This is a genomic window from Synechococcus sp. MIT S9507 (assembly GCF_047304715.1).
Lineage (GTDB): Bacteria > Cyanobacteriota > Cyanobacteriia > PCC-6307 > Cyanobiaceae > Synechococcus_C.
On the sequence record NZ_CP138970.1, the window covers coordinates 2,441,485 to 2,461,054 of the forward strand.

22 protein-coding genes are annotated in these 19,570 nt (G+C 50.7%); 11 read left to right on the top strand and 11 right to left on the bottom strand.

Going from position 1 to position 19,570, the window contains the following annotated elements; all coding sequences use genetic code 11:
* Positions 1-139: 139 nt before the first annotated feature.
* The 3 genes from SIB83_RS13165 (at position 140) to SIB83_RS13175 (ending at position 3,030) form a co-directional block, all read left to right on the top strand.
* Positions 140-1,000 (top strand): N-acetylmuramoyl-L-alanine amidase, encoded by an 861-nt coding sequence (locus tag SIB83_RS13165; RefSeq protein WP_413746078.1) that lies wholly within the window; start codon positions 140-142, stop codon positions 998-1,000.
* A 229-nt stretch (positions 1,001-1,229) separates the two neighbouring features.
* Positions 1,230-2,543, top strand: a complete 1,314-nt coding sequence (locus tag SIB83_RS13170; RefSeq protein WP_413746079.1) for a site-specific integrase — start codon at positions 1,230-1,232, stop codon at positions 2,541-2,543.
* Positions 2,544-2,622: 79 nt separating this feature from the next.
* Positions 2,623-3,030: a hypothetical protein gene (locus SIB83_RS13175; RefSeq protein WP_413746080.1), complete on the top strand. Its 408-nt coding sequence runs from the start codon at positions 2,623-2,625 to the stop codon at positions 3,028-3,030.
* Positions 3,031-3,643: 613 nt separating this feature from the next.
* On the opposite strand, the gene SIB83_RS13180 is transcribed toward SIB83_RS13175, so the two are convergent.
* The 3 genes from SIB83_RS13180 to SIB83_RS13190 all read right to left on the bottom strand — a co-directional run bounded on the left by SIB83_RS13180 (position 3,644) and on the right by SIB83_RS13190 (position 5,973).
* Complete coding sequence (locus tag SIB83_RS13180; protein ID WP_413746081.1) at positions 3,644-4,087, bottom strand: hypothetical protein; 444 nt, start codon at positions 4,085-4,087, stop codon at positions 3,644-3,646.
* Between the two features lie 746 nt (positions 4,088-4,833).
* Positions 4,834-5,133 (bottom strand): hypothetical protein, encoded by a 300-nt coding sequence (locus SIB83_RS13185; RefSeq protein ID WP_413746082.1) that lies wholly within the window; start codon positions 5,131-5,133, stop codon positions 4,834-4,836.
* A gap of 393 nt (positions 5,134-5,526) precedes the next feature.
* Entirely contained in the window at positions 5,527-5,973 is a 447-nt protein-coding gene (locus SIB83_RS13190; RefSeq protein ID WP_413746083.1) for a superoxide dismutase [Ni], read from the bottom strand.
* Between the two features lie 473 nt (positions 5,974-6,446).
* On the opposite strand from SIB83_RS13190, the gene SIB83_RS13195 reads away from it, so the two are divergent.
* Complete coding sequence (locus SIB83_RS13195; RefSeq protein WP_413746084.1) at positions 6,447-6,998, top strand: hypothetical protein; 552 nt, start codon at positions 6,447-6,449, stop codon at positions 6,996-6,998.
* Between the two features lie 368 nt (positions 6,999-7,366).
* Here SIB83_RS13195 and SIB83_RS13200 read toward each other — a convergent pair whose 3' ends face one another.
* On the bottom strand, positions 7,367-7,795 hold the full coding sequence (locus SIB83_RS13200; protein ID WP_413746085.1) for a hypothetical protein: 429 nt from the start codon (positions 7,793-7,795) through the stop codon (positions 7,367-7,369).
* A gap of 399 nt (positions 7,796-8,194) precedes the next feature.
* Entirely contained in the window at positions 8,195-8,590 is a 396-nt protein-coding gene (locus SIB83_RS13205; protein ID WP_413746086.1) for a hypothetical protein, read from the bottom strand.
* A gap of 468 nt (positions 8,591-9,058) precedes the next feature.
* Here SIB83_RS13205 and SIB83_RS13210 point away from each other — a divergent pair, with 468 nt between their 5' ends.
* The 5 genes from SIB83_RS13210 to SIB83_RS13230 all read left to right on the top strand — a co-directional run bounded on the left by SIB83_RS13210 (position 9,059) and on the right by SIB83_RS13230 (position 10,851).
* Positions 9,059-9,355 carry a hypothetical protein gene (locus SIB83_RS13210; RefSeq protein WP_413746087.1) on the top strand — a complete coding sequence of 99 codons (297 nt, stop codon included), beginning with the start codon at positions 9,059-9,061 and terminating at the stop codon, positions 9,353-9,355.
* A 164-nt stretch (positions 9,356-9,519) separates the two neighbouring features.
* The gene (locus tag SIB83_RS13215; protein ID WP_413746088.1) at positions 9,520-9,963 is read left to right on the top strand and encodes a hypothetical protein; all 444 of its coding nucleotides are present in this window, start codon (positions 9,520-9,522) and stop codon (positions 9,961-9,963) included.
* Entirely contained in the window at positions 9,963-10,151 is a 189-nt protein-coding gene (locus SIB83_RS13220) for a hypothetical protein (protein ID WP_413746089.1), read from the top strand. The genes SIB83_RS13215 and SIB83_RS13220 overlap by 1 nt, the downstream gene beginning before the upstream one ends.
* Before the next feature lie 73 nt (positions 10,152-10,224).
* Positions 10,225-10,419 carry a hypothetical protein gene (locus SIB83_RS13225; RefSeq protein ID WP_413746090.1) on the top strand — a complete coding sequence of 65 codons (195 nt, stop codon included), beginning with the start codon at positions 10,225-10,227 and terminating at the stop codon, positions 10,417-10,419.
* A gap of 51 nt (positions 10,420-10,470) precedes the next feature.
* Positions 10,471-10,851, top strand: coding sequence for a hypothetical protein (locus tag SIB83_RS13230; protein WP_413746091.1), 381 nt, complete (start codon positions 10,471-10,473; stop codon positions 10,849-10,851).
* Here SIB83_RS13230 and SIB83_RS13235 read toward each other — a convergent pair.
* Positions 10,848-11,237 (bottom strand): hypothetical protein, encoded by a 390-nt coding sequence (locus SIB83_RS13235; RefSeq protein WP_413746092.1) that lies wholly within the window; start codon positions 11,235-11,237, stop codon positions 10,848-10,850. The two genes, SIB83_RS13230 and SIB83_RS13235, sit on opposite strands and share 4 nt — an antisense overlap.
* 98 nt (positions 11,238-11,335) lie before the next feature.
* Between SIB83_RS13235 and SIB83_RS13240 the strand changes: the two genes are divergently transcribed.
* Positions 11,336-12,577: a terminase large subunit domain-containing protein gene (locus SIB83_RS13240; RefSeq protein ID WP_413746093.1), complete on the top strand. Its 1,242-nt coding sequence runs from the start codon at positions 11,336-11,338 to the stop codon at positions 12,575-12,577.
* A gap of 25 nt (positions 12,578-12,602) precedes the next feature.
* On the opposite strand, the gene SIB83_RS13245 is transcribed toward SIB83_RS13240, so the two are convergent.
* From SIB83_RS13245 to SIB83_RS13260, 4 genes are all read right to left on the bottom strand, one after another.
* Positions 12,603-13,376: a hypothetical protein gene (locus SIB83_RS13245; protein WP_413746094.1), complete on the bottom strand. Its 774-nt coding sequence runs from the start codon at positions 13,374-13,376 to the stop codon at positions 12,603-12,605.
* A 153-nt stretch (positions 13,377-13,529) separates the two neighbouring features.
* Positions 13,530-14,027, bottom strand: a complete 498-nt coding sequence (locus tag SIB83_RS13250) for a hypothetical protein (protein WP_413746095.1) — start codon at positions 14,025-14,027, stop codon at positions 13,530-13,532.
* Between the two features lie 55 nt (positions 14,028-14,082).
* Entirely contained in the window at positions 14,083-14,283 is a 201-nt protein-coding gene (locus SIB83_RS13255) for a DUF3104 domain-containing protein (RefSeq protein ID WP_413746096.1), read from the bottom strand.
* Between the two features lie 118 nt (positions 14,284-14,401).
* Positions 14,402-15,199 carry a hypothetical protein gene (locus SIB83_RS13260; protein WP_413746097.1) on the bottom strand — a complete coding sequence of 266 codons (798 nt, stop codon included), beginning with the start codon at positions 15,197-15,199 and terminating at the stop codon, positions 14,402-14,404.
* A gap of 1,182 nt (positions 15,200-16,381) precedes the next feature.
* Between SIB83_RS13260 and SIB83_RS13265 the strand changes: the two genes are divergently transcribed.
* Positions 16,382-16,783 carry a hypothetical protein gene (locus tag SIB83_RS13265; RefSeq protein ID WP_413746098.1) on the top strand — a complete coding sequence of 134 codons (402 nt, stop codon included), beginning with the start codon at positions 16,382-16,384 and terminating at the stop codon, positions 16,781-16,783.
* A 127-nt stretch (positions 16,784-16,910) separates the two neighbouring features.
* On the opposite strand, the gene SIB83_RS13270 is transcribed toward SIB83_RS13265, so the two are convergent.
* Positions 16,911-19,532 (bottom strand): DUF3987 domain-containing protein, encoded by a 2,622-nt coding sequence (locus SIB83_RS13270; RefSeq protein WP_413746099.1) that lies wholly within the window; start codon positions 19,530-19,532, stop codon positions 16,911-16,913.
* Positions 19,533-19,570: the final 38 nt, after the last annotated feature.

Sequence of the window (19,570 nt, forward strand, 5' to 3'; positions counted from 1 at the left end):
CCTGAGGTTGCTGCGCAAAAGCTGTCAATGCTGTTGAAATTCACCACTGAGTCTTTCGATTGACTGGGGGACTAACTGTTTTTTGTGGAAAAGCAGTGTTGTTGTTCTCGCTGGTGTTGAGAGCTTCGGACAGCATGGGATGGTTGTTCCCGGACTGACCCTGCCAGCTGCTGTGATGAAACCAGTGTTGGATCAGCTGGCGGTTTCAGTGCTGATTGGCCTTACCGGCTGTTCACTTCTGAGTGGAGATTCCGGTGTGCTCGGGTGGTCAGATACCGCTGGAGAACAGTTGTTGCAGTCCGACAGGCCCCCTCTCATGCGTCTGGGTGACAGCCGCGTTGCCGCATCACCGCCGGAGGTGGTTCAGGCCTGTGCACAGACGCTGGGACTCGCGCAGGAAGACTTTCAGCTGGCGCATCCAACCAATTTCGGCGAACGCAAGACCAGGGACTCATGGGGGCGTGAGCTGCAGGTCAAGCCGATGGTGATCGTGTTGCATGAAACGGTGATCAGCGAGCCCCAGGCGCTTGCCCTGTTCAAGACCAATCACCCTGAGGATGATCAGCAGGTGAGTTATCACATGCTCATCGGCCGGGATGGTCGTCGAATCAGGATTGTTCCCGATCAGAAGCGCGCCTACGGCAGCGGCATGTCGGCCTTCGGTGACATCACCATGCGGGACCGTCCCGGCAGCGTGGGGTCGATCAACAACATCGCACTTCATATCAGCCTGGTTTCGCCACCGGATGGCCGCGGAAATGACCATGGCCATTCCGGTTACACGGATGCGCAATACAGGTCGCTCGCAGAGCAGGTGTTGCTCTGGCAGGCGACATTCGGAATCCCCATCACGCGCCTGACCACCCATGCGGCTGTTGATCGCAGCCGCAGTCGCTACGACCCGCGCAGTTTCCGCTGGGATCGTTTTGAACCCCATTACAGCCAGGCCATGAAGCTCTGCGGGCTCGAGCAGTACAACAACGAGCAGGCCGGGCCATGAACGATGGAAGCCTGCACGGAATGTTCCTTGCAGACATCTTCTAAGTTCATCGCTGTTTCTGAGTTGATGCCTTGGCGCTGATTCTCCGCTGGAAGTACATGGCTCGATCAGGACTCAATTCTTTCTCCGCTTGAAGCGCTCAAAAAAGGAGGCTGCAACTGGTTTTTGAGGTTTGTTGTTGCTGGGTTGTTGCCCAGTTGTTGCCCAGTTGTTGCCGTGTTGTTGCTCAGTGCGTGCGTATCTTCTGCGTATTTTTCTGCGTATGGTGGTGGTGCGTTTAAGGCATTACATGGCGGCCGAGAGGTGGGTTCAGACACTGCGTGACTCGGTAGCCGATGCGGGTTTCGCTGATGGCTGGTCACTGATCCAGCGCAACGGAAAGGTGCAGGTGCAGCATTCCTGGCTCGAACCAGGGGGCACAAGGAAGAAAGCCACCGCCATGCTTCCGATCGCTTGGGAGCGTGGGTGTGCTGCTGAAGTGATTAGTGCTCTGAACGTGGTTCAGAAAGCGATGGCCAATGGCCGGACGCTGAAGGATGCGGTCAAGGTGATCGGTAAGCAGGCCACAACCATTGATGGCGGTCTGGATTGGGATGCTGCTTTCGAAGAGTTCAAAGCAACCAAGGTCGGCGGTGTTGTCTCCGACGAGCACGGGTTTCACCGCACATACGGAATGACCTGGAGAGCGTTGCGATTGGCGATGGATGAACGATCGCCCGAGAACGCATCCCAGTTCCTCCAGTACGCCATCAACAGCGCTCAAAAGGATGCTGAGGGGAATTGGATTCCATTGCCCCAGGGATCGGTCTACAGACGGCGCAAGGTGCAAGTCGTCAAAGCATTTCTGGAGTTCTGCAGGGATGAACTCGGTTTTGAAGAGCGCTGGCACCCACCGGCCAACACCAAAAAATATGTGGGCATCGCTCCACGGGCAGCCGTTGCCGGGAAACGACAGAAGAACAAGAAAGATGCCATTCCAGAGTCAGCGCTAAAGCCGCTGATGGAATCGTTCCGGGATACAGAGCCTGGTAGGAGTTGGCGACTCGCCATCGGTCTTCTGGCCTGCTTCGGGCTTAGGCCGTGGGAGTTGAAGTTCCTGGAGGTGGATGGTCGGTTCCTTCGAGTGACAGAAGGAAAGCGCAATTCACGCAAGCAGTCCGATCCACGCATAGTCATGGGTATCGATCCAGAGGACATGCCGGGGTTGAGTCAACAGCTCCTGCTGGAGTTGTCGTCTGGATCGACACGGCTCCCATCGCTTGGAACCCGTCCTAATCAGGTCGGCAACATGACGAACGACTATCTACGCAGCAATCCTTTTTGGAGAGAGCTGAAGGCCGCGGCTACTGAGAAGGGTGAGGTGCTGGCCAGCTATTCCTTCCGCCATCGCTATGCATATGCGGCTGATCGGATTGGCCTCAATGATCGAGAGATCTGCCAGTTCATGGGCAATAACCGCATGACCTACGTGCAGCATTACGGCACCAATGCACGGGAATCTGAGCTGATGGCCGCGGCTGAAAGGGTGCTGGCGCGGGTTTAGCCGTTAGCGTGCGGGTGCGCCCAAGGTAGAAGTCGTGAGACCGATCCTGGAAGAAACACTGCCTGAGCTTCTGTAATAAGTGGAACCTTTTACATCAGTTTTCTCAGCAATTTTTGGTCTTGTATTGTCTTGGCAAGATAGATACATGTTGCATGTCACTGCAGCTGTCTCTCAAGTGGCAGGTATGAAGTGGACCCAGCGTTTAGAAATCACAGTAATTAATCGCGGCAAAAGAGATAAAAGTATTGACAAGATAAGAATTGAGTTTCCTTACAGGGGAAACAAGGTCATATGGTTTAATTCTAAAAATAAATCCCCTGTAAGACTTAAACAGAAACACCCTGAATCGACAGTGCTGTATATGGATGGCGATGTTTTCAAGTATCCAAGCGAATTAGAAAACTCTGAGATATTTGTTGTAGACAGTCTTGGCAAGGAACACAAGGCGCTCCGAACAAGTCGACGTCCTTTTTGTATATGGCGTTGATAAAGTATTCAATTTCTTGGTGGGCTTTGCGCTTGGCATCGCCTTGAGCGATTGCTTCGCCAACTTCAGCAATCTCACCCGATCAGCTGATGCGGAAGCCGGTGCCGCTAAGGGGCAAGGACAGCAAAAATCCCGCTCTGGGCGGGGCGTGATTGGCGTGAGTTGGTGTTTGCACTTATTCCTTTCGCTTGGTGTGCTGACACAGAGTGGCAATCATGCATGTATTAACTCCAGCAGCAACGTACGCCATTCCAGTTGTTTGCTTAATACCCTGAGCGGCCTCAGCCATAACACCAAGATCGGGATCTTTGCCTTCAGTTAGATTCAGAAGCCCCATAAATATAAGAATAGTACCAAAAACATGGCCTGCCAGTGCAGCTTTACTTACTGGTGGCGCTGAAGCGACAATCTCAGTGGGACCTTTCGTAGGCCTTATGCTCTGAGGTTGTGAAATAGAAGGCGGAACGAACTTAGCCATCTTTAAAAGGTTGTTTTTGAATAGTGTTTTGCCGGGAGATCAATAGCGTCCACTCAACGCCCCCTGCTTTTCCCTTCAAGGGTTTTGTATTGCTTTCAGCCACCTCGCAATGGCATCAGGCTTCCCGAATACTTGTCAATGAACTTTTATATGGATAAAAGTGTTTTCACATCTTTTGGTTATCTCTTTGTTTGCACTTAGTATTTCAGACATCGTCAAGCATGATCCATATTGAGAAATGGGTTTAAATGTTGTTTTGTCAGGAGTGCCAGCACTTGGCAGATACTCAAGCTTTGCTAGATCTGGGCAGTTATACCTTGCAAGTAATGCATTGAATTTCGATGCATAAGACGAATCACTATGTCGAGACATGAAAGCTTCAGCGGTGCCTCGCATGACAGATAGACCACTGCATTGAGTGCTTCGGCTTCTCCGTGAAACCTCCGCTAAATATTGATTCCATGTATTTCGCAGTTCAATTAAATCGTCCGGATCTGATAATGCTGTTGGCGTGAAAATTAATCCGGTAGAAACCAAAAGCATTGCCGAGCCAATGATTGATTTTGAAGTAATCATCATGTTGCAAGAGTGTAGTTGCATCCCTACGATGTATTCATTATCACTGCAGTAATTAGTATCCACATCACCCGTTCAGGGGGTTTTCAACTTGCATCTCCACCCAATCGGGTGATGTTCAACCACAGCTATTAGGCGATCTTGAAGGAGCCCACCTCTAACAGGCAGTGCATGTCGCAGCGGTTCCTCGCCACCGCTCCATGCACAACCTGTTCCATATCGCCGATGTGGTGACTCATATTCTTCCTTCTGACTTTTAGACCCGCTCAGGCTGTGTCTTGTGGGTCCTCAAATCCCTGGATTCCCGACGCTTGCGGATTTCCATCGACTATCGACACTCATGATGTCGTCATCGACATGGGGTGTGTCGGACTTGAGATGCGCTCCAGGGCAGTGCTTTTCGGAGAAAAAGTTCCAGCATCGACACTATCGACATGGTTTGGAGGAAAGGGAGAGGGGAAGTGCTGTGGGCGTAGGTGAGGGGGGAATAGAGAAAAAAGAATCGATGATGTCGATATCTCTTTTTATTCTCTCTAATCCCTTGTGCTGGAACGTGTCTCAAGTCCGACATGCTGGAGTCGATGCGTGTCGATGGAGTCGATGATGTCGATGACCTTGAGCTGGATCGTGCTGGAGCGTTATTGTTCCTTGGGACGTAATGAGTCCCCAGCGGGGTTAACGGTGTTGGCGCACCTCCCGCTTCGCTCTTCTCTCGCTTCGCTTGCAGTTCGCGAAGCGCTGGAACTTAATCACCAGCCGCCTGGCTCGTATGGCTTCTTGCCGCTCTGAAAGAGGGTCAGCGTGTACTGGCCTTCACGGGTCCAGCGGCTGAAATCCTCAGTGTTCTGGCGCTGATATGTCTTGCCTTGTTCAGCGTGAGGAAAGGTGAATGCCCAGCGATTGCTGTCGATGTAGGCCGCTCCCATCGTCTGCGTGAAGTCGCAGGTGAACTCCTCTTTCGGGATTGAGTCGTCATGTCTGGAGAGGATGCAGAGCGCACCCTTCACTGTGTCGGCTTGAGCGACAGGTGGATCAAACGGCTCGCTCACTGCGAACAGTGCAGCAACTGAAGTGATGGTGGTGATTGTGGTGCGTATCACAATGCCTTCTCATCAAGAAATACCCTACCATAAAAGAATAAGTGGCTTATTTGACCCACATCAAGCATTCACTGTAAATGATGCTTATAAATGCATAAAACATGAACAAGAAAAGATATCCTAATTTTCTTCTGCTTGACTTCGAGGCAGGCTCGATCCCCAAATACCTGGAAATCAACTCTTGTACAGTAAAATCTGCCAAGAACTAAAATTTTGGATAATAATTAGCATTCTCACCAAAAAAGAAACTCAAAGAATTAGATTAATAACCGCAAACATTGTTTTCTTAGGATGGCAACACTTCAAAGGGCGACAAAAAAGTAGCCGCCCTTGCTAACCGGGCTAATCTGATTGCCTTGGGTAGTATTGCTCAAGCTCAACGATCGCCAATTTTAAATCGTCAACATGCTGGAGATCTGAATTTTGTTTTGCTTTCATCGAGGCGACGATCACGGCATGATGCTTTTTGAGCCGCTCCGTGTAATCACTTTGACTGGGCTTGACACGCTGAGTCAAAAAGTAGTCGCTAATTGTTTCTATGATTGACTGAGCGTGAGATTCCTTGTTGGCAATTGATCTTACTAGTTGATTATTGGATTGAGCATCATTCTTTCCTGAGTTCTCTTTAATAAGAATTACAGTCTTTTGAATGGTATCAGCGTCTTCAAGCATCGAGTGAACGCGTGCATGGTCATCGTAAATACCGCACGGCAGTTGGCAATGACTGTGAGCAACGCCTGTGCTAACCAGCGCCGCTGCAAGACTGAATCCTGTGAATAGAAGTTTCATGAAGGCATTTTCCTCTGAATGAATCCGCTTAGCAATTTATCGCTTCTCTGATGAAGCGTGACGACGGCCGCGTATTCCGTTTGAGAGCAGTTCGCTCAGGCTGAGTGGACGGAGGGTAGATGACCTGGAGCGGATTGCTCGCTGCCTTAAGGGCTTGCTCTAGCGATGTCTGAGCAGCATCCTCTAAGTCATAAATGGCCTTAAGTAATGGATTGGATCATTCGCCCCATACGAGCTGTCTTTTTCGCTGATGAGCAGGCGTTCAATTGGATTCAGAAAAAGCTGGGATTATCGAATTACCAGATGGCTGCTCTGGCTTGGGTCAAAGGTCTCATCATCGGTCTTCTGCTTGGTTGGTGGTTGCTCTGAGCCGTGAATGGGGGGCAGGTAGCGACTTTTCAGTATTGATCTTTCCCCTGGAACTAATGCTTCTCCACGCCCATGACGCACAAAATGACATTATCTGAGCGAAAGTGACTACAGTATATGCACTAAATGACTCTAAAATGCTTCTTGTGACCGAAGAATCAGGCTCTAAAATCCGATATGACAGGTCTAATCAACTAGCACAACAGGCGAGGAAGGATAAACCGCTCACAAGCAAACAAAAGAAGTCTGTTGAACTCTTATGTGCTGGATTAAGTCCACTTTGTGTTGCTGACACTGTTGGTATCTCAGTTGATGCCTTAAAGAAGTGGCGGAAACTTCCTTCCTTTAGGGTGGCAGTCTCCGAAATGATGGAGGTTGATACAGAGCTGCATGGCGTCAGATTAAAAGCATTGTATGGAAAGGCCCTGGAACGTGTTGATGCACTCTTAGACGACAAGAATCCGCACATTCGATTGCAGGCCGCTCGATTGGCTTTTGAAGCAGAACAAAATATCGCCCGAGTCTTTGAAGAACAGCAAATGCTCCAAGCTTTGGAACAAAGAATGGAGCAATTAGCAGAAGCTGCCATCCACGGACCCATACCCAATGAAGTGCACGATGCCGAGATAATCGAAGGCGAAGTGGATTCTGATTGAAAGCCGCGGCCATACATCACCGCACCTTCGCTTTGCTCGATTTCTCAGGTGCGGTGATGCCCGTCCGCGGCTTTGTGCGTACCGCTCTGCGTATATTTCGCCGTTATTAGATTTTGCCCGTAATGACGTCAATGAATCCGCCAAACCCACTACAGCGACTGCCTTTTATGCCAGCCCATCAGCGTCCATGGAATGATGTGGTGCCTAATAAGCAACACGGATACGCTCGACACGCTAATAATTCAAAGTTAAATACAGCCCTCTCTGTAATACAGAAAGAGCAAGAATTGCCATTCCACGAAGAATGGCAATGAGACAAATTAGTAGTGAGAATCAGTGACTGACAGGCTTTCAGAATGAGACAAATCTCATTCAGAATGCCTCCCCTCTCTCTGACCTTTCAGCCGGACAGCCTGAACCTGTTCCGCCAACTGATCAGGATCTGGTGGTGGAACGGAAGTGATTCCGCCAGTCGCTTTCAGACTCTCTCTGAGTTCCTTTCCGAGTCGCGCTACAGCCTTCCAGTCGGAATCGAGATGTGCACTGGCCAAAGCCTGAGCGGTGATGATCTGCGCCATGGCAGCGAGATCAGAACCGGAAGGTCTGCTACTGATGCCCTGTTGCCCGCTGATCTCTCCAGCTTCCGCGGCAAGCCTGTAAGCCTGAGCGCGACAGTAACCGTGATTCCGCTGCAGTGCCGAGATCACCACTGCCCGTGGTGCGGACAGATCCATCAGAGAAAGGGCAGCCTCCACGGCTGCCTCCCTCTCGGAACTGTTGTGAGTCCCGCCAGCCATTAGCGCTGCCTCCAGCCGAGAAACCGCAAGACACGCAGCCAACTGGAATCCGTGATCCAACTGGGACGGTGCACATAGGCAGTCACTCCCAACAGATCATCAGGATCAGAGACTGAATCTCTGATGCCATTCCAGAAAGAATCCACCACCAGTCGCAGCCTGGATCAAAGCTCACAAAATCAGGAACCTTTCCACCGTCTCCCTCTGGATGACAGCCAATCAGGTGATTTCTCAGATCCTGGAAATCCCAACAGGAATCCACGTAATCATCCACGGGATTACCTTGCCAATCCAGCCAGCCGCAAGATTGAACCGATTCGCACTCGGCAGATAATGCCGAGACGGAATCAAAGGTCACTCGGAAGTGACCTTGCGGTTCTGCAATTCTGATAATTGTCATCACCATTCCTCTGCCTGGAATGTGAACAGATAGGCAGCGCTATCTCTGACTGATTCAAAGGAAATGAGAGAATAGTTTCCATACAGTTGGCTGGAAATCACTCCCATGGCTGCAGCAAGGTGATTCTCTGATGTTGTAAGTGCATAATCCATATGCACAAAATCAAACTGTTTTGAATCACATATTGTTGCAGTGAAACGTGATCCAGCATCATCTGATGGTGGAAGATACATTGTCTCCACGGTAGTGATTACCTTCCGTGGAGTTCTGCGATAGTGATCCATAACATCCTTGGCAGATGACAGGAAATGCCTCCCAATCTTGGGAGCTTTGTCGATAGTAATCATCAAAACGAATGAGAGAAACAGAATCGCATAGGAAGTTGGCGCTTCCATATGTGAAAGAGATTTGATTAACAAAGCATCAGAAATCTTTCAATCTCTGACGCATCCATATCCTAGAAGATAGTGACATATAAGGGGCACAGTCCGATTCCATAAGTGCACGCCGTATCCGCATGATTGTCGCCTATTCTTGTCACTTTCCTAAGAGTGTTTTTTGTAGCATAACAACCCTAACTTCTGATTTTATTTTTCTGGGTATTCTCAGAGGAAACGGTTGCCCATGCTCACAACCTCAATACTCGACAGTCGCAGAACCCGCCTAAAGCTCCTCCACCATCAAATCGCTGAGCTGGAACGGCGCAATCAAATGGCCGCACCCATCCCGGTCCACTACGTCAGAGGCTGCGCTCACCCTGAATGTGGATCGAGAATGCCCAATCTCCATCCAGGCAGCGATGCACTGATTATCAAATTGGGCTGCAAACACGCCTCGCCCACCCAACACATCTCAGAAGACGCATGAACCCCCTGGAGCCCGCCTGGCAGACCCTGGATCGAGCAGAGCAAGGCCACGGCAGAAAGCCGATCACACGAGCTGTAGACTTAGCCGCAAAGCGCATGGTCATGCAATCCAGAGGCCGCAAATGGACCCGCCAGCATGATCTCCTCTACATCAAAAAGCTGGTGAAATGGGGTTACCTACCCGCAGACCGCCTGGAACGAGAGCGTGAGATCTTCCAGGAAGAAAGAGCCCAGAAAAAGCAAATCCGCCGCGAAGCAGGACTCCACGACAACACAGGATTCAGAATCTGGTGATTACTCTCATTTATACTACAATTAATTGGTAAATACAGCCCGCAAAATATCAGCTAGGCTCGGAAAGTCGGTAACTAATAACGATTTTGCACGGTCTCGATTCAAATCTCTCAGTCCTCAGGCGCTGGGCTGACTTAATCGAACAGCCACTTCCTCGCGATTGGATGACTTGGTGCAGCAATAACGTCACCGAAAGCGTCAAAATCCGATCCCTGGATCCAGTGCTTTGCTCACTGCTTGATGGCACTGCTCCCGCAAGTGTCCGGGCAGATGCAATCGAAGGAACCCTGGCACCTCGTTTGTCGCCGGAAGAATCTGCCGAAGCTGCTCGCAAACAAACAGTCAGCGAGATTCGCGATGCGGGCAATCCATACTCCGCAGATTCTCCGAACTTGACGAGTCAGCTCCGCCTGGAGCAGCTCGACCCAATGACCGCCGCAACCCTCCGCAAAGCAGCCGAACCCCATGCGAATCAGTGGAGCGAAGCCGTTACTCGCGCCGATCAAGCTCGCACCAAAAAAGCTGCCATCGAAAGTCACCAACACGGTGCGCGATTGGCCGCAGCGCAATACCCCCGCCATGCCGCCGCCCGCCGGAGGCAGGGCTGATGATTCGCTCCCCACAGGCCCGCCGCTACATCAGACAGCTCAATGCAGAAGCGCTTGATCTGGAGCAACAACCGGCCGCCATCAACGGGCAAAACACCCCTGGCACGGAAGATGCGGATCTTGGAAACGTGGCTGGACCTCGTGAGGGACTTGAGAAAGGGAGCGTGAGCGGTGGGTGCAGCACCTAGGTCAGTGACCGGGGATCCCCGCCAGGGGTGAGCAGGGGGCTGCTCACTCCACCCACCAATCAGCACCAAACCAATGACCGAAGACGAATATCTCAACAGCAAAGACGATCTCTTGGGACGGATCGAGCAACAGCTCAACCGCGCCATCACACCAATCCTGGAACGAGCACTGGCGACTTATGACCCTGCCACCGTTGACGATGAATATCTCGGCGACCTGAACGACGCGCTTCGAGCAGACATCGGCGCGGCGATGTTCACGGCCTAGACCGAAATGAGTTCTCTGGCACTCCGAGCATTCCCCGGTCGCCCGCAACGGATGCAATCCCCCGAGGAACTGCTCAGATCCGTTGAATACGGCAGCCAAAAAGACCCCGCCCCACTGTCTTCCTGGCTCGATCGCCAATCCCCGTCACGGTGGATGCGTGACCTGATCGGCGGCAGTGCAGAGAAGATCCGCAACAGCGTGAACAGCCTTATCGAAGGTGCTGTTTGGAGCTTCGCCGCCCGCACAGAACAGATCACCTGGAGCACCCCGGAAGCATGGCGCTGGGTGACACGTCCAGAGCTGTCCCAGACCGGCACCTGCCCGGTTTGCGCTCCACTCGATGGCCGTGTGGAACGACGAATGGAGGACTTCCCAGTGCCGTACCCCGTTCATCCGCGATGCAAATGCGGCGTCATTCCTGCTGTTGATTAATGGATCACTTCACGCTTTGCCCGTATGAAAGCCAACTGCTCAATAGTCTGCGCCAACTTCAAAGCCATTTGTCCTTCATGATCGCCTTCATTTACTCGTCTTGCTTCTATTGAATTGGCTGTCTTCTTCCATGTTTCCCAAAAAACCTCAGGAGAAATAGAAGTGTTATTTTCTCTCAACAAATGCCACATCATTTTCATTTGTACCGCCTTCCCTTCAATGGTTTTGTCATAAGCTTCTAACCATCTCGCATGGGTTTCTGGATCGTCAGGGTTTTCTATCAGGTTGGCAAAAGCTTTGGCTTTTTCTTCAGCCTCTGATTCGGTGTCAGGTATTTGATCTATTGCCTCCCAGGCTTTCTTGAATAGTTCCGGTAGCATTGTCATTATATTTTTTCAATTAATTTGGTTCTTTTTGAACGCAGCCGCATCCCCCGAATGGGGGAATGAGGGCAATTTGCATACAAGTTTTGGCAAAATGGGTTATGGCGATAGCTCAAATAGTACTCAAGCCAGCCGCCTCTGAGATCCATCGCTCTGATGCTCAGATCAAAGTGGTGTTCAGCGGTCGGCGTTTTGGCAAAACCCGGCTGATGCTCACCGAAGGCATCGAAGAATGCCTGAAAAACCCTGGAGCGAAGGTGTTTTACCTCGCACCTTCAAGAGTTCAGGCCAAAAACATCGCTTGGGCCGACTTAAAAACAATGGTTCCGGCGAGTTGGCTGGAGCGAACCTATGAATCACAGTTGGCTCTGCACTTCCGCAACGGATCAAAACTGATCCTTGCCGGTTGCGATTATGCGGATGGTTTGCGTGGTCAGGCGGCAAACCTACTGCTGATCGATGAGTTCGCATATGTGACCGAACTTCAGTCGATGTGGGAAGCCTCATTGCTTCCGATGCTCGGTACAACCCGTGGCCGAGTGGTGTTCTGTTCCACTCCAGCCGGTGGCGGCAACTTCGCCAGCGAGCTTTGGGACCGAGCAAAGAACACACCCGGATGGCAGCGCTGGAGCTTCAAGAGCACCGATGGCGGCTGGATCGATGACACATTCGTTCAGGAAGCCAAAGCCACCATGGACCCGATCCTGTGGAGGCAGGAGTTCGAAGCCTCCATCGAGTCACTGCTTGGAGCGGTTTACCCCGACTTCAACCGGCAAAACATCACTCCTATGGACTATCGGCAGAACGAACGGTTGGTGCTTGGGATCGATTTCAACCGGACACCGTTCTGCGCGTGTGTGCTCCAGGTGCAGGGCGACCGGCTCGCTGTCCTGAAGGAATACGTCCTCATCAACAGTGACACTCACGAGATGGCGCAAGCCGTGCGGGCGGACTTCCCCTATCAGGAAATTCTCTGCTGCCCAGACCCAACAGGCCGAAGGCTGCAAACCTCCAGCGCCATGGGGCTTTCAGACCATGCAATCCTGCAGAAATACAGCTTCCGCATCAAAGCTCCCCGTGCCCCCTGGAGCATCCGCGACAAGGTGAGCGCCACACGCTTGATGATCCGAGATGCCAACGGCCATCGCCGCCTGAAGGTGGAACCATGCTGCAAGCGGGTGATCCGCAGCCTGTCGAATCTCGAATACCGGGCTGGAGCGTCAGTGCCCGATCCAAAATCCGATCACAGCCATATGGCCGATGCTCTCGGGTATGCCTGCATCGCCCTTCAGAAGGGCCTGCTCCCCTGGAGCCTTGGCGTCACCGGTTTCCTCGTGTGCTGAGTGGTTGGACGTTGAAGGAATCGCGTTAATGGGGTTTTGCATCAAGTAGTCTACGCCGTTCGCTTGGGGTAACAGGAAGATACCGAACGGCAAATTCTTCTCTGCCAAGAAACTGAAGCTCTTCATGCAGGCTGAGTGCAATTTCAAAAATTTCCACAGGCTTCATTTTCCTAACTTCTCTATATCCTTCCCACTTTGTTTTTGCCAGCCGAGGTGGACAATCTTTAGCTTTAGTTGTGGCGATCAAAGTCGCTTGTTCCACAAGCCATGCCTCTAACCTAGGCAAGGCAATGAAGTCATAAATTTCTCCATATTCACCACGTGAATCTTTCTTTCTGTTCTCTAAGTCATCAGTGATACCAGGCTTTGCAAATCCAGGATATCTTTTGAGCGGGAATACATAGAAATATCCATCAATTTCAGGGTTTCTGAAATTCCCTTCAAGCCAAGCTCCGATACTGTCCCACCCGCCTTGTCTGCATCCACAAGATTGTTGCAAGCCCGATATAGCATCTCTCAGTCTTGCTTGACAAATTTTCCCGCAATCGCATTGAAATTCCCACGTATATGTGCTTTCGCCTGGCTTTTTCCCCAAGCTCCGCAGAGCTACAAGTGCACCAAACCTTTCGCCGGTTCGATCAGCTGCTGTTGATTTTCTCTTGCAGCCACAATTGGCATTGTCGGCATCTTTTACGTTGGAAACATGACGTTCTACTGTTTTTCCGCAATCACACTGCCAAAGCCATTTGGCTTGGGCTGGAGACCGGGTCAAATCAATCTGCTTAATCCCAACTAACATCCCGAATCGTTGGTTTGTGTAGTCGTGCTGTCGTTTCTCAGCCCTCTTCTTAGAGCTGCACTTAATACAAGAAACGTCACCATTTTTCTTAAGACGATTCTCAACTCCTGCCCCCGGTGCGGTTAATTCTTCCCCACAGTCACACTTCCAAACTCAATAAGCCTGACCCTTATTACCGTTGGATTTGGTGATGTTATGACTAAAGCGAACTGCAGTAAGCGTCCCCATGCGAACTCCTGTCATATCCTTCCGCTGCGTCTCTGTAATGCGGTCTTTTAAGTAGCAACCACAGCTGGAAGTATTTCCGCTAATGAGTGCTGGTGCCGTGACCTTGGTTGTATTACCGCAATCACAAAGGCATTCCCAGAGCCGAGCGCTGTTTTTCCCAGACTCACTTATCTGTTTCCCTACATCGCGGATGGCAACTAATCTTCCGAATCTCATCTTTGTGAGGTCTTTCCTGGCGGCTTCTCCAGCTTTTCTCATCCGCACCCCCATTTGTTTCAGAAGGAACCGGATGGTTACGTTCGAAGCGCCGTGTGCTTTCCCGACTTCCTCTACTCTCGCTCCGCTCAAATACATCTCTTCGATCGATTTGCGCTGAGCCGCATCAAATCGAGCAATTGTTTTTTCGGATGGTGGTGTGCCCATGTCGCGAGTATCTGCGATTAGCGGATTTCACAAAAGCCCCAATTGGGTGATCTCTTCAGTCAATGGATGGAAGGATGTGGGTCACGAGATCAGCGTTGACCCAGCGGATCACGCCTGAATCCACATCAGCGATCTGGAACAGGTTGTAGATGGAGGGATCACGGGCAGCGCCACCGCAGTGGAGAACCTGGCCCATCCACCAATCCTTCTCGGCCTTTTCGCCAGGCAGAAAGTCATGTTGGACAACGACCGTCATACCAGGTTTCACGTCCAGAAAGATTGGACGATTTTCAGGGGATTGGCTGTAGAGGCCATGGTCAATGGACAAAAGAGTAGTACAGGCGAACTACAGGCTAGGTGGTAGGGGCCGGTTGTCATTCGGTTTGTGCAGCTTGGCTTTGCAATCTTTTTTGCACGGCAAGGGCTATCTTCATTAGTTCATCGGCATTGCCGTCATTTTTCAGGCGATTAGCCCTATCAGAAATAATCCATACATTGCCTTTTATATAGCCTTTGTTGTTATCAATACGGTCAAGAGCAGGTGAATTTTCCGAACGTTCTTTGATCTCTTTATTAAGTGGTATGCCTAAGCAAGGACACGTTTCAGGTATTCCCAATTCGATGAGATATTCAATTGTGAGGTTATATTCCCATCCTTCCTTTTTGGATCTAGCTTGGGAGGCATGAAACATTCTTCCAAGAGGTGTGTTGGATAGACCAAGAGCAACCTGGGATTCACATGGACAATTGGCTCTTTTGTTTATGATATTCGCCTTTTCTTTAGGCTCCTCCTTTCCACATTTGACGCAACATGTCGGCACAACACGACGGCCATGTGGATGACCTGGGCTTTTCAATTCGCGGTCAAGAAAGCAAGGTCCGGTTACAACCAGATTATTAACCTTGGTTCCGTTCGGAATAATTACCCAAGACTTATTTTGCCATTCAGGACAGTGAATACAATATTGCATTGTTCCATTTTCTTTTGCAGCTTTCGCTCTAGCTCTTAAGTTATCCCAGGTTGAAGTTGTTTCTGACGGTGTTCCACAAAGCGTGCATTTATAATTCCACCTTGGCTTGTTGTTGTCATCTCTTCCTGCAAAGCTGATTACTCTTCGAGTACCGACTTTTTCACCAGTGTGGTCTGTTCTAGGTAATCTGACCTTTTCCACTTGTTCACTTGTTTGTGGTCATCAGAGTTAACTATGGGTTTTCTGCACGCATGTCACAACCCCCATTGGTACTAAAGATGCAGGTTTGAATCGGTCACATTGGGGGATGTGCTTAGCAGGTGATCAGACGATGCTGATCAGAAGCAAGGTTTCGCGTCAATGCAGAGACTCACAAATCTGATCATCCTTTTGGCTGGCTGTGCTGCTGCTGGACTGGCGTCGTTCACGTTTGTCGAGGTTGTCCCAGCAAACGCTCAGGAGACTGAAGAACTTAGACGCTCAATACTTCCATGGATAGACGGAAATTACACTTATACGGATTCAGAAGGAGTAACTTACCGCCACCAACCTTTATACGATCCAAAGCTAGGAATGGACTTTGATCTAAGGGGGAACGATGGATCTACTCTTCGATGTAGCAGAGATGTGACTACTTTTACTTGTGTAAAAAAGGATGATTGGTATTAGCCTGCGTCACCTCAGATCGACAAACCACCACCAGCCTTGAATGACGTAGGCATTGTGTTGCGTCGGCCCTTTTTCACGTCTGAAGGTCATGGCGCACGATCACTTTCATCCCTGGAGCGACATCCAAAAACACCGGCCTCTCTGACTCGGGTGAGCTGTAAACCACGTGGTCAATCGTCAAAAACACATAACAACAGAAGCCGGCTTGATCACCACTCCCAGCCGGGATCAGAGAAATCTTCTCAGCTAAAGGGTTTGTTGAGGAGCCATAGAACAACTGCAAATATTGATGCAGTTGTCGCTGAATTGCGGTTCACGCAAGCGATTTTTCCGGTGAGTGCAGCGCCATAGGCTGCCCCGTATATAAAGCAAAACAGTACCGTGTAGAGAAGGAGGAGCCAAGGGTTCAAGCATGCGTTGAGCAACTGATCCGAGCTTTAGCAACAGGGCTACATCTGTGCCAGCAACCTCTCAGCCGCTGCAATGAACTCCGGAACCCAGGCAAGACCGAGGAGGATGATCCCCTTAGTAAGAATAAGAGAAAGGCAACATGTCGATTTTGCGTGCACCCAATTCCTATCGGATGTATTTGCGCCCCACTCACAATCAAGCTTCGAACTGACACTGATGCGTCAAATGGTTGAAAAGCGGGGATTGTCCAAAATGGACATTCGTTGCTACCAGTAAAAACATGCCTGCCTTGATTCACAAGCCATGAAAAAACAGTTAGCTGCCAGCCTGTTGATTTTGGCATCATTTGTTACCCAGTCTGCCTTTGCGAAAGATGAAGGCATAATTCATGGAATTTACACACTTAGTGAGAGCAATGAAGTAGAGCCGGTTTTCTGCACGGCCAGTAAATTTCATCAAGCTATTTTTATTCTTCCATTAAAAGTAGTAAAAGGAATTGACCAACTTCGCTGTTCTCAAGGAGTATCTACCGTGAGAGTCACAGAACTGACCGATGATCCTGGTCATGTTTTAGTTAATATTGATCCACCCAATGGAGTAAAGAACACATTTGACTGTGACGCCAAGGCTGATGTCGGTATGCAAGCAGTCGCCATTAACTGTTTGCGAGTCAAAGACGAATCGGCTTCCCACCGATCTCAATAATTAATTAATTAACATATACTTTAAGACTATCCTCTGATTTTGTTTGAACCGTGTCAGTCGGCCATATCTTTTCGGTGACGCCCTGAATAGCGCTAAACGCTAGCCACCACGCGCTCAGCCGCGGCGATCAGTTAGGTGTCACCTCTCTGATCCAGCGATACCGAAGCCCTGAGTTGTTGCTGTCACCGTGCTGCAGTTCACCCAACCCACGATCCGCTAAGGCTCCCACTGCCTGATAGAGCTGATCTTTGATGTTGGGGTTCTTCTTCAGGTAGGCACCATTCCAGCCCCGCTGCAGCTGACCCAAGGGCAACCCCTTCTGATCTGGATCGAACTTCATTGCAACGTTCTGCACTTTGATCAGGAACTGAGCGCGATCACCACTGCCATCACCTTGCGCCCGGTTCCGCTGCTTCGCGGTTCTGAGCATCAACTGCCTGCACATCTTGTAAGCGAGCTGGACCGTTTCGAGCGGAATGGATTTCAGCTCTTTCAGTGCCGTATCTCGTTTTTCCATCTGCTCGGAATCTTGTGTTTCATCCTTCCCCCATCTGCTGACCGATACGGGTGTCAGCAAATGGGGCTTGTCGCCGAAGGTGCGAATCAGGTGGAGCAGTAACGCGGTATCCACCACCAACGCAGGCAACTTGGCCAGCAAACGACCCATCACACCATCATCGGATGCTTCCTCCCGCGCAGATTCACGATCGACCTGACACTGGACCGGATACCACCAATTCTCTGCCTGGGTCGAGAAGGTGAATTCCGCGTACGAACCAACACCACCATGGAACTTGTGCAGCCCGTGGATCATTCCATACATCTGATCGAGATACCTGCGGAACGTGCTGTGTTCAGTGATTTCCCGCCGTTCGGCAGGTGTCAGGCCTTCTTTGAGCTGGATCGACTCAGTTTCGTAGGCAAGGAAGCGAGGCCAGAAGCCGCAAGCGTCGTCAGCTTCATCACTGCTGATCTCGTCGTAGATGGATGGCTGAATGAATCCCAGTACACAGAGCCGGATTTTTTCGTAGTTCCGTTCCAACGCCTTGTTGCCTCTCGCTGAGTTCGGACCTTTGCCATCCCAGGCTCGTTTCAGCTTGTCCTGTGTGTATTTGCTGCCGGCAATACCCTTCCCGGCTGATTTGTAGCGATCACCGCCAAGCAGTTGCCGGCCCCCATCAGAAGTCAGCATGAATCCCGTCCGGTAGCCGGGAAACTGCTCATTCACCATTGCGTTGCGGTCAATGCCTTCCCCGGTGAAATCACCAATCAGGTGCATCAGCTTGTCTGGAGTGCCGTTTTTCTCGACGTAATCCGTCAACCATTCGGGAGCTGCTTTCCAACCATCAGCCTCCTCGTGGTTGTTGCCGTGGAACGCTCGTTTGATGCGTTCCACGCCAGCTGCTCGCTTTTGGTATATCCGCACCGTGTCGCCGACTTCACCTCCGACGATTGGCTTCTCGACCAACTCATCGAGCAGCATTGATTTTTTGCCACCGCTGTTGATCAGGATCATCACGAATAGGATTCCTGGCCTCCAGTGCTGGGTATGGCTCAGCCCCCTGACTCTGGTGTTGAGAGGCAACACCGATCCGATGGCTGTCATCACCGTCAACAGCACCAGATATGGATCGGCGTCGAACTGCTTTTGAAAGTCGGCAACAACCTTGTCGGTGAACTTCTTTCCTGCCAACTCCTCAACGGTGATCATCGGCTCTTTGCCTTTCAGCATGTCGTCGAGCACCGACTCATATAAACCACGCTCCACGACTCCATCTCGATACTCATCATGAGCCTGTTTGATCGAGTGGAACGGCTGCCCGATATTCGTTGCCATCATCAGCAAAGCGCCCGTGAGTTCTGCACCCCCAACACCACTCTGCTCGATCTGTTCCAGGCCAAGCGTGAGCATTTTGCTGACATCAGCTTGAACGACCTTTCCGTTCAGCTTCACCAGCGGAGCATCCTGATCAGGCTTGCCACGCTTCACCCAATCCTCATGATGGGCAACTGATTCAACGCATGAGCAATACTCACGATTATCGAAATCATCCCCCTTTTTCGGATCCTTGAGGACATACCTAAGCGGAATCCTCTCTTTCAAAATCCGGTCTTGTGCTCGCCATTCCTCGATCTCTATGGGCTGGAACGGCTTTGATGGTGTGCATCGATCACCCCAATGCAGCTTTTTACGAGCATTGAACAGCTCTCGCGATGGGTCGATGTGGTCTTCAATCTGCCCATGCAGCCACGCAGCGTAATACCACTCATCAGGAAGCTTCTCTCCTTTCTCTACTCCCCAATCGAGCAGATCCCATTCCATGGCGAGTTGATTAGCTTCGCGGGCAAACTCACCATCCTTGTCAGCTTTAGTTTCCCCGAACTGGAACGCTTCGAGCTGTCCATAGGACCGATCCAGTAGTTCACGAGCTTGGGTAGTCCATGCCTCAGGTGATTGAACGATGTCCTCCAGATCCTGCTCATCGAGCCAGTGATCGATGGGAACCATCTGCGTGTCCTCGGGCAGATCCTCCGGCTTAAGAAGATTGAATGCACTGATCGGATTCAGCTGATCAAAAAGCCAGTCCGTCAGTTCATGATCGAAATTGATCTCTAGTGCTTGTTCTAGAAGTTGTTCAGCATCGGCTCTATGTCCGTTCAAACAAGCTTCTGGACCGAACGCCTTGAGTTCACGGATCTGAGCTTCAAGTTCTTCCCAAGGGGTGGGACGGTTTGGGTCCTGTGGCATTACGCTGTGGGTGTTAAAAGTTGGATCTCTGAGCCAGT

Excerpts from the sequence above, each read along its gene's own strand:
- SIB83_RS13165 (WP_413746078.1), top strand. The coding sequence starts at position 140 with ATGGTTGTTCCCGGACTGACCCTGCCAGCTGCTGTGATGAAACCAGTG.
- SIB83_RS13180 (WP_413746081.1), bottom strand. The coding sequence starts at position 4,087 with ATGATGATTACTTCAAAATCAATCATTGGCTCGGCAATGCTTTTGGTT.
- SIB83_RS13190 (WP_413746083.1), bottom strand. The coding sequence starts at position 5,973 with ATGAAACTTCTATTCACAGGATTCAGTCTTGCAGCGGCGCTGGTTAGC.
- SIB83_RS13200 (WP_413746085.1), bottom strand. The coding sequence starts at position 7,795 with ATGGCTGGCGGGACTCACAACAGTTCCGAGAGGGAGGCAGCCGTGGAG.
- SIB83_RS13205 (WP_413746086.1), bottom strand. The coding sequence starts at position 8,590 with ATGGAAGCGCCAACTTCCTATGCGATTCTGTTTCTCTCATTCGTTTTG.
- SIB83_RS13210 (WP_413746087.1), top strand. The coding sequence starts at position 9,059 with ATGAACCCCCTGGAGCCCGCCTGGCAGACCCTGGATCGAGCAGAGCAA.
- SIB83_RS13215 (WP_413746088.1), top strand. The coding sequence starts at position 9,520 with ATGACTTGGTGCAGCAATAACGTCACCGAAAGCGTCAAAATCCGATCC.
- SIB83_RS13220 (WP_413746089.1), top strand. The coding sequence starts at position 9,963 with ATGATTCGCTCCCCACAGGCCCGCCGCTACATCAGACAGCTCAATGCA.
- SIB83_RS13225 (WP_413746090.1), top strand. The coding sequence starts at position 10,225 with ATGACCGAAGACGAATATCTCAACAGCAAAGACGATCTCTTGGGACGG.
- SIB83_RS13230 (WP_413746091.1), top strand. The coding sequence starts at position 10,471 with ATGCAATCCCCCGAGGAACTGCTCAGATCCGTTGAATACGGCAGCCAA.
- SIB83_RS13235 (WP_413746092.1), bottom strand. The coding sequence starts at position 11,237 with ATGACAATGCTACCGGAACTATTCAAGAAAGCCTGGGAGGCAATAGAT.
- SIB83_RS13240 (WP_413746093.1), top strand. The coding sequence starts at position 11,336 with ATGGCGATAGCTCAAATAGTACTCAAGCCAGCCGCCTCTGAGATCCAT.
- SIB83_RS13245 (WP_413746094.1), bottom strand. The coding sequence starts at position 13,376 with ATGTTAGTTGGGATTAAGCAGATTGATTTGACCCGGTCTCCAGCCCAA.
- SIB83_RS13250 (WP_413746095.1), bottom strand. The coding sequence starts at position 14,027 with ATGGGCACACCACCATCCGAAAAAACAATTGCTCGATTTGATGCGGCT.
- SIB83_RS13255 (WP_413746096.1), bottom strand. The coding sequence starts at position 14,283 with ATGACGGTCGTTGTCCAACATGACTTTCTGCCTGGCGAAAAGGCCGAG.
- SIB83_RS13265 (WP_413746098.1), top strand. The coding sequence starts at position 16,382 with ATGAAAAAACAGTTAGCTGCCAGCCTGTTGATTTTGGCATCATTTGTT.
- SIB83_RS13270 (WP_413746099.1), bottom strand. The coding sequence starts at position 19,532 with ATGCCACAGGACCCAAACCGTCCCACCCCTTGGGAAGAACTTGAAGCT.